The sequence below is a fragment of the Pseudomonas aphyarum genome, from assembly GCF_028657055.1.
Classification (GTDB): domain Bacteria; phylum Pseudomonadota; class Gammaproteobacteria; order Pseudomonadales; family Pseudomonadaceae; genus Aquipseudomonas; species Aquipseudomonas aphyarum.
Genome location: NZ_JAMDGS010000001.1, coordinates 48,616 through 62,590, shown reverse-complemented (window position 1 = coordinate 62,590; position 13,975 = coordinate 48,616). Strand labels below are relative to the sequence as shown.

14 protein-coding genes are annotated in these 13,975 nt (G+C 56.6%); 7 read left to right on the top strand and 7 right to left on the bottom strand.

Translation table 11 applies throughout. The features are described from left to right. Positions 1–20 precede the first annotated feature (20 nt). The 3 genes from M5G18_RS00235 (at position 21) to M5G18_RS00225 (ending at position 2,568) form a co-directional block, all read left to right on the top strand. A complete protein-coding gene (locus M5G18_RS00235; protein WP_273896710.1) occupies positions 21–488 on the top strand; it encodes a YbjN domain-containing protein in 468 nt (155 codons plus the stop codon). Beyond that, positions 485–1,432, top strand: a complete 948-nt coding sequence (locus M5G18_RS00230; protein ID WP_273896709.1) for a peptidylprolyl isomerase — start codon at positions 485–487, stop codon at positions 1,430–1,432. The genes M5G18_RS00235 and M5G18_RS00230 overlap by 4 nt, the downstream gene beginning before the upstream one ends. A gap of 158 nt (positions 1,433–1,590) precedes the next feature. Continuing rightward, positions 1,591–2,568, top strand: a complete 978-nt coding sequence (locus tag M5G18_RS00225; RefSeq protein WP_273896708.1) for a LysR family transcriptional regulator — start codon at positions 1,591–1,593, stop codon at positions 2,566–2,568. Positions 2,569–2,671: 103 nt separating this feature from the next. Here the strand turns inward: M5G18_RS00225 and M5G18_RS00220 are convergent, their stop codons facing one another. Beyond that, on the bottom strand, positions 2,672–4,285 hold the full coding sequence (locus tag M5G18_RS00220; protein WP_273896707.1) for a hypothetical protein: 1,614 nt from the start codon (positions 4,283–4,285) through the stop codon (positions 2,672–2,674). 176 nt (positions 4,286–4,461) lie between these two features. Next, positions 4,462–4,833, bottom strand: a complete 372-nt coding sequence (locus tag M5G18_RS00215; RefSeq protein ID WP_085604164.1) for a DUF6124 family protein — start codon at positions 4,831–4,833, stop codon at positions 4,462–4,464. A 413-nt stretch (positions 4,834–5,246) separates the two neighbouring features. Between M5G18_RS00215 and M5G18_RS00210 the strand changes: the two genes are divergently transcribed. Further along, positions 5,247–5,756 (top strand): GNAT family N-acetyltransferase, encoded by a 510-nt coding sequence (locus M5G18_RS00210; RefSeq protein ID WP_273896706.1) that lies wholly within the window; start codon positions 5,247–5,249, stop codon positions 5,754–5,756. A gap of 115 nt (positions 5,757–5,871) precedes the next feature. Beyond that, complete coding sequence (locus M5G18_RS00205; protein WP_273896705.1) at positions 5,872–6,363, top strand: hypothetical protein; 492 nt, start codon at positions 5,872–5,874, stop codon at positions 6,361–6,363. 275 nt (positions 6,364–6,638) lie between these two features. Here M5G18_RS00205 and M5G18_RS00200 read toward each other — a convergent pair whose 3' ends face one another. Both M5G18_RS00200 and ccoN read right to left on the bottom strand, forming a co-directional pair. Next, a complete protein-coding gene (locus tag M5G18_RS00200) occupies positions 6,639–6,860 on the bottom strand; it encodes a cbb3-type cytochrome c oxidase subunit 3 (protein ID WP_273896704.1) in 222 nt (73 codons plus the stop codon). 15 nt (positions 6,861–6,875) lie between these two features. Next, positions 6,876–8,303: a cytochrome-c oxidase, cbb3-type subunit I gene (gene ccoN, locus M5G18_RS00195; protein WP_007955093.1), complete on the bottom strand. Its 1,428-nt coding sequence runs from the start codon at positions 8,301–8,303 to the stop codon at positions 6,876–6,878. Between the two features lie 301 nt (positions 8,304–8,604). Here ccoN and M5G18_RS00190 point away from each other — a divergent pair, with 301 nt between their 5' ends. Continuing rightward, the gene (locus M5G18_RS00190; protein WP_273898590.1) at positions 8,605–10,278 is read left to right on the top strand and encodes a nitrite/sulfite reductase; all 1,674 of its coding nucleotides are present in this window, start codon (positions 8,605–8,607) and stop codon (positions 10,276–10,278) included. Beyond that, positions 10,275–10,754: a DUF934 domain-containing protein gene (locus M5G18_RS00185; RefSeq protein ID WP_273898592.1), complete on the top strand. Its 480-nt coding sequence runs from the start codon at positions 10,275–10,277 to the stop codon at positions 10,752–10,754. Before M5G18_RS00190 ends, M5G18_RS00185 begins: the two co-directional genes overlap by 4 nt. Before the next feature lie 36 nt (positions 10,755–10,790). Here the strand turns inward: M5G18_RS00185 and M5G18_RS00180 are convergent, their stop codons facing one another. The 3 genes from M5G18_RS00180 to M5G18_RS00170 are packed head-to-tail and all read right to left on the bottom strand — an operon-like array spanning position 10,791 to position 13,939. Beyond that, positions 10,791–11,831, bottom strand: coding sequence for a methyltransferase (locus tag M5G18_RS00180; RefSeq protein ID WP_273898594.1), 1,041 nt, complete (start codon positions 11,829–11,831; stop codon positions 10,791–10,793). A gap of 48 nt (positions 11,832–11,879) precedes the next feature. After that, complete coding sequence (locus M5G18_RS00175) at positions 11,880–13,037, bottom strand: beta-ketoacyl-ACP synthase III (RefSeq protein ID WP_273898595.1); 1,158 nt, start codon at positions 13,035–13,037, stop codon at positions 11,880–11,882. Next, a complete protein-coding gene (locus M5G18_RS00170) occupies positions 13,034–13,939 on the bottom strand; it encodes a dialkylrecorsinol condensing enzyme (RefSeq protein ID WP_273898596.1) in 906 nt (301 codons plus the stop codon). The genes M5G18_RS00175 and M5G18_RS00170 overlap by 4 nt, the downstream gene beginning before the upstream one ends. Positions 13,940–13,975: the final 36 nt, after the last annotated feature.

Below are 13,975 nucleotides of genomic sequence, written 5' to 3'. Positions count from 1 at the left end.
TCATGGACAAGGAAGAAGTAATGACTCAATTGATCTCCCACGTATCCCCGCAATCCCTGACCGACGTACTGCAAGCTGCCGGTTACCGCGTCAACCAGACCGAACAGAACGGCATCGTCCAGTTGCTCAGCGCCAGCCAGGGCATCGGTTATGCGGTGCGTTTCGGCAACCCGGCGGTGGCCGAGCAGGGCAGCTACGTCGACTTCACCTTCAGCTGCGCCTTGCGCGTGCAGGGCGAGTTGCCGGCCGGTGTGGCCGAGCAGTGGAACGCGACCCGCCGGTTTGCCCGGTTGTCGTTGCAAGGCGAGTTTCTGGTGATGGAAATGGACGTGGTGGTGGCCGCAGGCGTCAGCAGCGATTACCTGCGCGGCAACCTGGAACTGTGGGATCGCCTGCTGCAAGAGTTCATCGTTTATCTGCGTGACTTCACTCAGAACTCCGCTGCCGCCCAGGCTCCAAAGGTTGAGCAAGAGGAAGTCGCGCTGTGACAAAACCTGCCATGGTAATCAGCGCCGCTGCGGTGGCGCTGTTGGTGGTGGCCGTGGCGCTGGTGGTGCGGCCGGGTAATGACCCGGTCGCCGCCCAGCAACCGGCGCCGGTGATTTCGGCGAACAATGGACCGGCAGTGGCCAGATTAGGCAATCAGCAGGTTTCGCCGGAGGAATTGCAGGCGTTGCTGGCGGCTGTTCCACCGCAAACTCGCGAGCAACTGCGCGGCAATCGCGAGGCGCTGGAGCGCTGGATTCGCTCACGCCTGGCCGAAAAAGCCGTGCTGGAACAGGCCGATGCCCAAGGCTGGGCGCAGCGTCCGGATGTGGTACGGCAGACCCGTGCGGCCACCGAACAGATCGTGTTCCGCGACTATTTGCAGTCGGTGAGCCAAGTGCCGGCGGATTATCCGAGCGCTGCCGAGTTGCAGCAGGCGTACGACGCCGGTAAGGCCAATTGGCAGACGCCGGCGTTGTATCGGGTCAGCCAGATTTTCCTCGGGGTGAATGAGCCGCAGAATCTTGAGGCCGTGCGCAAACAGGCGACGGAGTTGAGCAAGAAAGCCCAGTCGACCCCAGCGGAGTTTGCAGCGCTGGCCAAGGAGTTTTCTCAGGATCGCCTCACGGCCGAACGCGGCGGCGATACCGGCCTGCAACCGTTGCAGCAACTGGTGCCGGAAGTTCGCGGTGCAGTGGCGCGGCTCAAAGTCGGCGCGGTTTCTGATCCTGTTCAAAGCAGCGCCGGTTTCCACGTGATCAAACTCACCGAACAACAACCGGCCCGCACCGCGACCCTCGACGAGTTGCGCGATCAACTGACCCAGGCCTTGCGTGCCCAGCGTCAGGAACAGATCGCCCAGGCGTATCTGGACGGCATGCTCAACACCGCGACGCTGAGCATCGACGGGGCCGAGCTCAACAAGGTGCTGGAGGAAAAACGCTGATTTCAGCATCACTGAAGTCCCTGTGGGAGCTGGCTTGCCAGCGATGAGGCCGGCAGCTCCAACATCACTGGTGGCTGATACTCCGCCATCGCTGGCAAGCCAGCTCCCACAGGGAATGTGTGCAAAGGCAAACAACAAAGATCGACAGGGAGTCATCGATGTCATTCACCGAACCCGCAGCACGACAGAGCAGCGCCGATTTCCGCTGGCCCCGGGACAAGGACGAACCCTGGCTGGCGCAAGCCGCGACCCTCGACGGCGACGTCGCGCAATATTTTCTGGTCAGCGCCCGCTGCGGCTGCTTCATGCAGGCCGCCCGCAGCCTCAACGTGCGCTCGACCCTGCTGCGCAAACAACTGGCGCAACTCGAACAGCAACTGCAATGCGCGCTGTTCAGCTTTCAGGGCAGCGCCCTCAGCCTGACCCGCGAAGGCCAGCAATTGCAGGCGCAACTGATCGCCCTGGCTCACGAACGCAAACTCCCGGTGATCGAGCAACCGCTGATAAGGCTGGCCGTCGCCGAATCGATCCTGCACGACATCCTCGGCCGCGACCTCATCGCACTGCTGCGCCGCAATGCCAGCGTGCGCCTGGAAATCATCGCCCTCGACAGCGAACTCGCCCTGCGCGCCGTCAGCGCCGACATCGTGCTCTGGCTCGCCCACGGCGAAACTCCGCATCCGGGCCCGACCTTCGCCACCAGCGAACCACAGCGCCTGGCGCAACTGGAATACCAGCCGCACATCGCCAAACGCTACTCCCGCGTTACCGCGCGGCCAGAAAGCCCGGACGACCTCGCCGATTTCATGCTGGTGCAATGGCAGCATGACCGGCAGATCGACAGCTTCCGGCCGTGGAATGAACTGGTCGAACAGCGGTTGGCCGGGGTGGTTCAGATGCAGTCTTACGAGCTGATGCTGGAGATGATTCGGTGCAGTGCGTGCATCGGTTTGCTGCCGATGTACATGAGCCGGTTCGATCGCGGGTTGGTGGCGTTGCCGGGGTTGTTTGAAGAGACGATGCGGTTGCAGGCGTGGTTGGCGGTGAATAGTGAGTCGGAGATGGTGGGGGAGGTGCAGGTGCTGGTTGAGTTGATCAGGCGCACTTTCAGCGAGCGGGGGGAGTGGTTTGAATAGCTGAATAGAGAAGGACGGATTATTCGCTTGAATAAATCCGTCCCGTTTTTTGGTCCCGTTTTTTCCGTTGTCTTGGGACGCTGGAGTGAGAGCTATGCGAGGGCTACAAAAACTGTATCCGATCGATGATTACCTGACCATTCACTACCACTGCAATCGACTTGATACCGTTCAGAACCCCTGTATCGATCTGTTGCTGACGCTGGTAGGCGGTGACCGTTAGGTTAATGATATTAAGCGTCGCCCCAGCGGTATCCCTGAAAACCAAATTCATTTGAGCGGCATTACCAAAAATATTGCCACCCGCAATCCAGATCACCAGTCTGTTGGCAGTCCTGCCAATCAGCTCCACCTCATAAGATAGAGAGGTAATTTGCCCATTAGGCTGCGCTAAATACCCATAAAACGCCTGTCCATTTGCGTCAACGGGATCAGTAAACCTTGCAATGGCCAGCGAGTCATTCGGATGAACTTTTCCCGTCAAGGTTACTTTGATTTTATTGGTCGAAACCGATTGCCCAACCTCGGAGGCTCCCTGACTGGGTGTGGATTCAAAATCCTCAATATCCGGCAAACCCTCTCCAACTACTCGTGCCTGGGCTTCCCTGGAAACGCCAATGACTTTGCCTCCCCTGATCTGTTCGAACTTGACCCTCACCTGACTGTTGGCAACCACCTTTACATTGGGTATTGGCCAGGAAAACTGCCCCGGTACATTGCCGATTGGCAAAGTCTCGTCATGGGTGGCGACCATGACGCCGTTCAGCCACGCTTCGAACGTTAGATGAATCTGATCCCCCGCCTGCCAAATCGTATTGATCAAGTGAATCAACGCCCACAACGGCCCGCCATTCATTTTGCCCAGATCAACAATGGCCGGATCGTCACCGTTGTCTCCAAGGATTTCCTGAAGGATTGCCTCCACCAGCACTGCCCAATCGAGATGCACATCAACCACACAATCTTTCGACCAGAACTCCTGCGGGTTGAATACTCCGTTCGATGACGTGCCGGAAAAGTCGTCTATCTGACTGATGACGTTGTACTTGAATATGAACTGTGGGTTGTTGGGGGCGTGAGCGAAATCGGCAGTGTTGAAGGTCAAGACCACTGGTTTGGTTTCGGGGTTGGGATCCTGCGCAGTTGGCACGAGCTGATGGGTAAGGGTTTTACCGCCATAGTTGATGGTCAGCAGATCATACAGCGCCATGCCTGGGTAACTCATTGTCAGCTTCACGCCTGCTATAGCCTCGGCCGGGCCGATGCTCTTCGGGGTGACATCAATGTTCAGCAATGAATTGCCAGGGTTCGGATCCGTATCATTACCGGCAGGGGCAACGAGGGAATGCAATACGGACAGCTCTGACGAATCCTCGTTGCCCGACTGGCGCTGGAGGCTGACTTTCAGATTGTTTACTCCGTCTGACAGCAACCCCGGTGGCACGAGAAACTCAAGCGGTGAGGTCGTATCCACTGTGGTCTTGGCCGGGGTCGGCACAGGCAAGCCATTGAGGTAAATCCGTCCAGTCTCGTTGCGTACCTGACCCAGATAAGGCCCAAACAACACCAACAGTCCCTTCGAGTCCGCGTAATAGTTGAGCCGGGAGAGCCCAACCTGGGCGACCGGGTGAATGATCGGGTAGGTCTGGCTTGGAATATAGGGTGGTGTCAGTGCCAGGGCGACGATGGGGCCGCCGCTGGATGCAGGATTGTTCATGGCACGCAGCTCCTAGGGGATTGATGTGCCATGAAAACTCTGTGCGATTCATTTCGGCTACTGTCAGATCTGACAGGTGAGGCTGGTTTTAAGACGGACGGTCATCAATCGGAGTCGCCCATACACTTCCCACAGATAGAAAAACGGCCCGCAGAGGGCCGTTTTGGTTTCACCACTCAGACGCGCGGCTCAGCCGCCACCTCCAGATTATCCAGCGCCCGGTTCACTGCCAGTTCCCCCAGCATGATCAATTGCGCAATGCCCAACAGCACATGCCGATGCGAGCCGTCCACCAGCCCGGCGAAGTCGGTGGCCATGGTTTTGGCCGAGGTCAGGGTTTCGCAGGCGTCGGCCAGCAGTTCTTCGCTGTCGATACCGGGGGCGATGAGGTAGCGGGTGTTGGGTTTGAGCAGCGGTTTTCTGGGGAGGAGGGGGTTGAAGTAGTGATCGAGGGCGCGTTCGGCGGCTTCGTGGAAGGTCTTTGAATCCACGGATTCGTAAGGCGAGGTGGTGTCGGTTTCGGGTGGGTTTGGTGTTGGTTTGATCATGGTGAAGCTCCTTGATAGACGGAGCTGCAACCGTTCGCGGTCAATCGAACAGGTGGCAGCTGTACGCGGGTTGACCGACCGGGAATCAAGGAACCCGGCATACCCGAAGGTATCCCACGCACAGCCACCGCAACACGTGGATTCAGAAAGACATCTGAAGCCGGTCTTGGGCACTGGCGCGCCTTGATTGAGTCGGACGGTCAAATCCGATCGCTGATTCATCAGCGACCCGGAAACGATAGAGCCGGCCCTCAAGGCGCACAAGCCGGCGGATTCTGGCGGATGCGTAGGCAATGGCGCAAGGCGTTGTGGCTTGCCGGACGTTTCGGTCAACGGCTTTAAACAGTCATGGCGAATCCGTGAAGAAGCGGTTTACAGTGACCGGCCACGCGCTGATCCAGGAGGGATCTTTCATGCCTGAGCACAACCCCGCCATTCACCTCGAACGTTTCAGCGAATCCCACGTTGAAAGCGTCACCGCGCTTTACAACGACCCGGCTGTGACCCGGCAGGTGCTGCAGATGCCGTTTCAGTCTGCCGAGATCTGGCGTCAACGACTGATGCCGGAAAACGAACGGATGGTGAAACTGGTGGCGTTGCATCAAGGTGCGGTGATCGGGCATCTCGGGCTGGAGGCTTTTTCGCGAATTCGCCGCAGTCACGCCGGCAGTGTCGGCATGGCCGTTGCGGTGGCGTGGCAGGGCAAGGGTGTCGGTTCGAAGTTGTTGGCAGCGGCGCTGGACATCGCCGACAACTGGATGAACCTGCACCGGGTCGAACTGAGCGTGTACGCCGACAACGAGGCGGCCATCGGGCTCTATCGCAAGTTCGGCTTCGAAACCGAGGGCCTGTTCCGCGATTACGCCGTGCGTGACGGGCAATGGGTCGACACCTTGAGCATGGCGCGCCTGCGCAAACGCTGACCTTCTGTCCGTCAAGGGCCGACGAGGCGACCGTGCAGGCAAATGACTTGCACGGTCGTCATCGGCATCTGCCATGCTCGATGTCCGCAGCACCGCTCCTTGAAGGAACACCGCAATGGACGACGTACAGCAACTGGGCGAAATGCTTCGCCACTATGCCGACAGCGAAGCGCACAAGAAGCAAGTGTTCGAGACGCAGTCAGCGACCTGGGCCACACGGATTACCGAGTTGTTCGGGCAGATTCTGCAATGGCTGGAACCGGTGCAGGCGCCGGGGTTGCTGGAGGTGAGTCGGGAGGCTTATGTGGCGTTCGGGCCGAGCACTCCGGTTGAGACTTCGACCTTCAAGACCGAGAAGCTGAGCATCGTGATTGCCGGCAAACCGGTGGAGTTCGTACCGGATGTGATGGGCAGCGGCGGGCAGATTTCGCTGGCGGTGATGGGGCTGACGGCGGCGCGGTACGGGAGTGTTTCGTTGGTGGGGCTGCCCAATGGTGATTGGCAGTGGCGCAAGACCAATGGGTTGAAGGATCCCGACACCTTTGCCTTCGATGCGAATTTCCTCGCGCAGCAGTTACAAAGTTTGATTCCGCGTGACCGTACCTAAGATCAAGAGCCTACCCCCTCACCCCAGCCCTCTCCCCCAAGGGGGCGAGGGGGAAAGGGAGCAGATCTGCGTAGTTTTCAATTTTGAGCTCGGCGAAAAGGGAGCAGATCTTCGTGGTTGTCAAAAACTCAGTTCACGGGGAAAGGGCAGTTCTTCGTTGTTGATATTGCATTCACCTTCAATTTAACAGGTCGGCGTAACTCGAAAGAACAACCCGGTCAGTTCCCTCTCCCTCTGGGAGAGGGCTAGGGTGAGGGCCGCTCGGCTGACACACCTCACATCTCAAGATTGACCCACCCCGGCTTCGCCACCTCCGGCGCCACCGCCTTCACGGTCTTACCCGTAGCCAACTCAACCCGCCGCGCCACCTTCGGATCATCCGCAAACGGCGTCAGACTCGCCTCATCCAGGCTCTCGGCCGTCTCGTGCCGCAAGCAGTACTCCACCGCCAGCCACAAAAACACCACACCCAACACATTCAAAAAGATATCGAACATGACCAGCTCCCTTGATCAGGCGATCTGCGCTTCACGATGAGCAATCGCTACATCCGCCACCCGCACCGTGCGCCACACGTTATAGGCCATCAGCAACATGCCGCTGAGGAAGAACACCCCACCGGCAAACCGCACGACAAACCCCGGATGACTGGCCTGCAGCGCTTCAACAAACGAGTAGGTCAGCGTGCCGTCCTCGTTGATCGCCCGCCACATCAAGCCCTGGGTAATCCCGTTGACCCACATCGAAGCGATGTACAACACCGTGCCAATGGTCGCCAGCCAGAAGTGCAGGTTGATCAGCGGCGTGCTGTGCATCCGTTCGCGGCCAAAGACCTTGGGCACCATGTGGTAGGTCGCGCCGAAGGTGATCATCGCCACCCAGCCCAGTGCCCCGGCGTGTACGTGGCCGATGGTCCAGTCGGTGTAGTGGGAGAGGGCGTTGACGGTCTTGATCGCCATCATCGGGCCTTCGAAGGTCGACATGCCGTAGAACGCCAGCGACAAGACCAGGAAACGCAGGATCGGGTCGGTGCGCAACTGATGCCAGGCGCCCGAGAGGGTCATCATCCCGTTGATCATCCCGCCCCAGCTCGGGGCCAGCAGGATCAACGACATCGCCATGCCGAGGGACTGCGCCCAGTCCGGCAACGCGGTGTAATGCAGATGGTGCGGGCCGGCCCAGATGTACAGGGTGATCAGCGCCCAGAAATGCACGATCGACAACCGGTACGAATACACCGGCCGATTCACTTGCTTGGGCACGAAGTAATACATCATCCCGAGGAACCCGGTGGTCAGGAAGAAGCCCACCGCGTTGTGCCCGTACCACCATTGCACCATGGCATCGGTGGCGCCGGAATACACCGGATAGGACTTGAACCAGTCCACCGGGATCGACAGGTGATTGACCACGTGCAGCATGGCAATCACCAGAATGAACGCGCCGAAAAACCAGTTGCCGACGTAGATGTGCTTGGTCTTGCGCTGCACCACGGTGGTGAAGAACACCACGGCATACGCGACCCAGACTACCGCCATCCAGACTGCGCCGGAGAATTCGATCTCGGCGTATTCCTTGGTGGTGGTGTAGCCCATCGGTAGGGTGACCAGCATGATCACGATCACCGATTGCCAGCCCCAGAAAGTGAAGGCGGCGAGTTTGTCCGAGTACAGCCGCACCTGGCAGGTACGCTGCACGGCGTAGTAACTGGCGGCGAATTGTGCGCTGCCGGCGAAGCCGAAAATCACCAGGCTGGTGTGCAACGGTCGTAAGCGGCCGAAGGTGGTCCACGGCAGGTCCAGATTCATGTCCGGCCATACCAGTTGCGAGGCGATCCATACCCCCATCGCCATGCCTACGACACCCCAGAAAACAGTCGCGATGACGAATTGGCGGACGACCTTGTAGTTATAAGCCTGTCCGATTGTTGCTGTGCTCATGGTCAGTTCATCCACGGTTGCAAAGTCTTGCCAGGCCACCCGGTCTGGCACGAGCTGCACTGTAGAAACCCCACCGGAAACAAAACAGGCTCAGGAATTGTTCATTTATGCGGATCAGATCCAGGCGCTGCCTGCGGCCATCTGCCGCGCCCTGATACGGTTTTTATGCGTTCAGGTGAATCTGTAACGAGCTGCGCTGTTCCGCCATAGTCAGGGAAAATACTGTGGGAACGGGCGAACCCGAGAGGGTTCGCCCGTTCCCACAGGAATCCGTGCAAGTTCCTGACGAGGTAGTAGGCCGATGTATCAGTACGATGATTACGACCGGGCGCTGGTGTTCGAGCGCGTTGCGCAGTTTCGCGATCAGGTCGAGCGCTTCATGGCCGGGGAGTTGAGCGAAGAAGAGTTCCTGCCGCTGCGCCTGCAGAACGGCCTGTACATGCAAAAGCACGCCTACATGCTGCGAGTAGCGATTCCCTACGGCACTTTGAGCGCCGAACAGATGCGCACACTGGCGAGCATCGCCCGGGATTACGACCGTGGCTACGGCCACTTCACCACCCGGCAGAACATGCAGTTCAACTGGATCGAGCTGCACGAAGTGCCGGACATCCTCGAACGTCTGGCACAGGTCAACATGCATGCGATCCAGACCTCGGGCAACTGCGTGCGCAACATCACCACCGAAGCCTTCGCCGGGGTCGCGGCGGACGAGTTGATCGACCCGCGTCCGCTGGCGGAAATCCTGCGGCAGTGGTCGACGATCAACCCGGAATTCCTGTTCCTGCCGCGCAAGTTCAAGATCGCCATCTGCTCGGCAAAGCAGGATCGCGCGGCGATCATGATGCACGACATCGGCCTCTATCTTTACCCCGGCCGTGACGGCCAGATGCTGCTGCGAGTGATCGTCGGCGGTGGTCTGGGGCGCACGCCGATCCTCGGTTTGCAGATCCGCGACGGCCTGCCGTGGCAGCACTTGCTGTCCTACGTCGAGGCGGTGCTGCGCGTCTACAACCGCCACGGCCGGCGCGACAACAAGTACAAGGCGCGGATCAAGATTCTGGTCAAGGCGCTGGGTATCGAAGCGTTCGCCAAAGAGGTCGAAGAGGAATGGCAACACCTCAAGGACGGCCCCGCGCAACTGACCGAGGATGAATACCAGCGAGTCGCCAGTGCCTTCGTGCCGCCGAGCTATCGCACATTGGCGGGTACCGATCTGGATTTCGGCACGCACCTGGCAGACAACCCGGCGTTTGCCCGTTGGGTCGCGCGCAACGTGCAACCGCACAAAGTGCCGGGCTACACCAGCGTGGTGCTGTCGACCAAACCAGGCCTGGCCTCGCCGCCGGGAGACGTCACCGATGCGCAGATGTTGGCCGTGGCTGACTGGTCCGAGCGCTTCGGTTTCGGCGAAATCCGTATCGCCCACGAGCAGAACATCGTCCTGCCGGATGTGCCCAAATCAGATCTGTTCGCGCTATGGCAACTGGCGAAAGAGCAGGGGCTGGGCGCCGCCAACGTCGGCCTGCTGACCGACATCATTGCCTGCCCCGGTGGGGATTTCTGCGCGCTGGCCAATGCCAAGTCGATCCCGATTGCCCAGGCGATTCAGGCGCGTTTCGACAACCTCGATTACCTGCATGATCTGGGCGACATCAGCCTGAACATCTCCGGCTGCATGAACGCCTGCGGCCATCACCACATCGGCAACATCGGGATTCTCGGCGTCGATAAAAACGGCAGCGAGTGGTACCAGATCACCCTCGGCGGGGCGCAGGGCAAGAACAGCGCGCTGGGCAAAGTCATCGGCCCGTCGTTCAGTGCCGCTGAAGTGCCGCAGGTGATCGAGCGGATCATCGGCACCTTCGTGCGTTATCGCGAGGCTGAAGAATTGTTCGTCGATACCGTGGCGCGAATTGGGCTGGAACCGTTCAAAGAACGGGTCTATCCGAAGGCGCTGGAGGTGCCGGCATGAACAATCTGTTGCGGATGGAGGCGGGCGGGGCGCGGATCGTGCTGGATGATCCATGGACTTTGATTCGCTCGCCCGAAACGGCTGACAGCACTGAAATGCTGATTCTGCCGCTGGCCCACTGGCTCGAATCGCCCTCGACCCATGCGGTCTGGCTCGGCCCGGACGACGGGGTTGAAAGCCTGTTGCCATGGCTGACCTCGCTGCCGCTGATCGCGCTCGACTTCCCGAGCTTTCGCGACGGCCGCGCCTACAGCCAGGCCTATCTGCTGCGCAGCCGTTTCGGCTGGAAAGGCGAGTTGCGCGCCATCGGCGATGTATTGCGCGACCAGCTCAGCCACATGCGCCAGTGCGGTTTCGACAGCTTCGCTGTGCGCGAGGACAAATCCGCCGAGGATGCACTCAAGGGCCTGGCGGGGATGAGCGTGTTGTACGGGCGCTCGGTGATCGAGCCGCGACCGTTGTTCCGACGGCGTTGACTCAGGTGCTTCAACCTGTGATTTCGAGTATCTGGCTCAGAGTGCGCTGGCCTCAATGATCGAGAAGGGCGTTGTCGTTGCTTTGATGTTTTCTACCTTGAAAGCGGCTTGTTCAAGCAATTTGGTGAACTCCTGGACGGTGCGTTCTTTCCCAGTGCCAAAAAGCATCATTTCAATGTCACTCAGTCTGGCAAGAGGGGGACTGGTGGCGGAAATAACTTGTTCAATGACAAACAGACGGCCTCCTGGATTGAGTGCTCGATGACTGTTCAAAAGGATGGTCAGGGCATCGTGGTCCGCCCAGTCATGAAGGATAAACTTCATGATGTGGGCATCGGCTTTCACCGGGATAGGCTCAAAGAAAGAGCCTTTTATGAAGTCACAGCGTTGGGCGCTGGAAAAGTGGCTCAAGTGTTTGCTTCGCCGAGCCCGGTCAACGGCGTCGGGTAGATCAAGCAAATGACCTCTTAAGTGAGGTTGGTGTTTGAGGATTTGAGCAAGAAAAATGCCACTACCACCACCAATGTCCAAGATCGAGTGGAGTTCCGAAAGATCCAGTTCTGAGACTACGTAAGGACCCCATAGTGATGAAAGGGCATTCATGGCGTTATCGAACAAGGCACCTGCACCCAGGTTTTTTGTGAGGTATTCGAAGACGGGTTCGCCCATGACTTCATCAAAGGCAGGTTTGTTTGATCCAAGACGTGCGAACAAATGTTCCCAAGTTGTGCTGTGCCAGTCCTGACCACAAAGCAATGCAAAAGGGTGCAGTGTTTCATCCGTGTCTGAGCGCAGCAGTTCGCCCATCTCGGTCAGTTCAATCAAGTCAGTGTCATGCAATCGGATGAGGCCTAAAGTTTCAACGGCGCTCAGCAGTCGATTGAGTTCCGGTTTATTGACGCTGAGGATGCTGGCAAGTTTTTCCGGAGAGTTGAAACCTGTCTGGATCTTGTCGACGATTCCAGCCTTCGCGCTGGTGTAAATGATCTGTGAAGCCCAAGAACCAATGATCAGATCGAACAAGCGATTGGCAGCGTCTGGAACAGATTTCTTTTGCATGGAAAAGTCGTGATTCATGGCAATACTCTCGAGTTGTCCAACAAGACAGCATGTTTGGCTTTATCGTTAATGCTGAACGGCTGTCATTCTTGCGAAGCCGGTTGAAAAGCGAGCGCTCTCGGGGACATAGCAGAGAATCGCATCTCCATGCTTCAGTTTTTTGCTTTTGAGCAAGTCGTTTATCAAGAAATAAATAGAGGCGGAACCAATATTTCCTACCCTCTCCAGATTCGTATGCCAGCACTCGAATGGTATTTCGAAGTCAATGGATTTGAGCGAGTTGTAAACTTTTTCTCGAAAATAGTTTGAGGAGTAATGGGGCAGAAACCAGGCGATTTGTTGTGGGTTTGTTGGGTGTTTTTTAAGGGTGTCTTGTAATCCTCTTGCAACGGTGAAATCGATGACATGTTCATTCAGGAGCTTCACGTCTTGCGTGAGCGAAAAAATGGATCGATCCCCGAGCTCCCGATAAGAGTTAAATTCGCGCCAGCCTTTAAGGGAACCGTCTTCAAGTTTTTCTGCGCCTAAATACATGCAAGGTGGCAACACACTTGCGTAGGAAAAAATTTCAATCCAGTCGATACGCAAGGATAGTTCTGATTCGTTAGGTTTGTTGGTCATCAGAAAGGCACCAGCGCCGTCAGACAGCATCCAGCGGAGAAAGTCTCTTTCGAAGGCTATTTCAGGGTTGGAATCGAATCTCTCGAAAGCTGAATGTAACTCCTCAACAAAGTTTTTTCCGCACATCATTGTCGAAGTCAATTCTGAACCTGTCGTAATTGCATTGTTTTCCAAACCTGAAAGGATCGACATGTAACCAAATTTCATCGCAGATAATCCGCTTAAGCAAGCACCGCTAAAAGATGCAAGTTCACAAGGTGGATTTTTCAGCTCACCATGTACCATAGAGGCAATGCTAGGAAGGATTTGATCGGGACTGCCTGTCCCACAACTGATTAATGAAATGTCAGATAGTGATGAATAATTTAACAAAGCATTTTGGATTGCCTTTGCGGCAAGTTGTGCATTGGTGTGAGTTGTTCTTCCAGTCAATGGATCAATAGCGTAATGCCGACTCTTTATTCCATTGCTTTTCAGAATTCGTTCTCGGAGCTTTGATGGTTTGCCCGCAACCATACCAAGGATTCCCTCAATTTCCTCGTTCGAAACAGGGTTTCCTGGCAAGAAAGTACCAGTGCGATTGATGTATACGGTGTTGTTCACGAAAATTCCTCCATTCGATCATCATTTGACCCGGATGGGCCTTCGAAGTATTGAAGCTCTTTCTCAATAGCCTGTTTCCGCCAAGGTCTTAGCAGCACTCTGATAATCATCGTCAAGGGAACAACGGTTGCGATAACAACAATCAGAAAAAGTCCGTAAGCAATGGCCGCTAGTTTTCTGAGCAAATGGCCTTGTGGTCCCAGTGTCCGAAACAATTTCCCCCAGATCAGGAAGCTGCGACGTGCGATTTTTTCGCTGCCGATCAGTCGTTGATCAACCGTTGCGGCTTTCAGTCCCGTCAGGACCGGTTCCCTTTTTTGCATATCTCCATAGAGAAGTGAAAAGAGAAGGGCTTTCCCAAATCGTTGTGTTGCGACGATTTCATTGTTGTGAATCCCGGCTCTGGGAAAAATACCCAAGAACGCATTTCTCTTACCCGTTAACATCCAGCGAGGCGTTGTTACAAGTGTTTTTAAAAAACTTCCCCTGTCGGTTAATACAACGTTGTCCAAGACGTGTGCGTTAGCCTGTCCTATCAGTTGTTTAACTTGCTCTTGGGCCTCTAGCCACATGTTGCGGCAAGCGATCAATGTTATGACCGGAGTTCCATTGAGTACCGTTTTTCCCTCGCCGGATTTCAAAAAAGCGGTGATCGGCGGGCTAGGTGATAGAAACCAAACAGTGTAAGCAAGAATAATCAAATCGTATTTTTTGCTCTGGTCGAATTGAAACGGATGCAACGCAGGTGCGACTAATGAGACAGCTTCCGGAAACTGATCGATGAACTGACCGAACGGCCAGGGAAATGGATAGGGCGTTATGGGTTTTAGTTCTTCCACGTCTACCGTAACGGAATGACTGTCAATGATCGGACGTATGAAGGACTCTGCAATCTGTTTCAACTGTCCGGTCTGGGAGTAATAGATCAGAAGTATATT

Coding starts and splice junctions, on each gene's coding strand:
- M5G18_RS00235 (WP_273896710.1), top strand. CDS start 21: ATGACTCAATTGATCTCCCACGTATCCCCGCAATCCCTGACCGACGTA.
- M5G18_RS00225 (WP_273896708.1), top strand. CDS start 1,591: ATGTCATTCACCGAACCCGCAGCACGACAGAGCAGCGCCGATTTCCGC.
- M5G18_RS00220 (WP_273896707.1), bottom strand. CDS start 4,285: ATGAACAATCCTGCATCCAGCGGCGGCCCCATCGTCGCCCTGGCACTG.
- M5G18_RS00215 (WP_085604164.1), bottom strand. CDS start 4,833: ATGATCAAACCAACACCAAACCCACCCGAAACCGACACCACCTCGCCT.
- M5G18_RS00210 (WP_273896706.1), top strand. CDS start 5,247: ATGCCTGAGCACAACCCCGCCATTCACCTCGAACGTTTCAGCGAATCC.
- M5G18_RS00205 (WP_273896705.1), top strand. CDS start 5,872: ATGGACGACGTACAGCAACTGGGCGAAATGCTTCGCCACTATGCCGAC.
- M5G18_RS00200 (WP_273896704.1), bottom strand. CDS start 6,860: ATGTTCGATATCTTTTTGAATGTGTTGGGTGTGGTGTTTTTGTGGCTG.
- ccoN (WP_007955093.1), bottom strand. CDS start 8,303: ATGAGCACAGCAACAATCGGACAGGCTTATAACTACAAGGTCGTCCGC.
- M5G18_RS00190 (WP_273898590.1), top strand. CDS start 8,605: ATGTATCAGTACGATGATTACGACCGGGCGCTGGTGTTCGAGCGCGTT.
- M5G18_RS00185 (WP_273898592.1), top strand. CDS start 10,275: ATGAACAATCTGTTGCGGATGGAGGCGGGCGGGGCGCGGATCGTGCTG.
- M5G18_RS00180 (WP_273898594.1), bottom strand. CDS start 11,831: ATGAATCACGACTTTTCCATGCAAAAGAAATCTGTTCCAGACGCTGCC.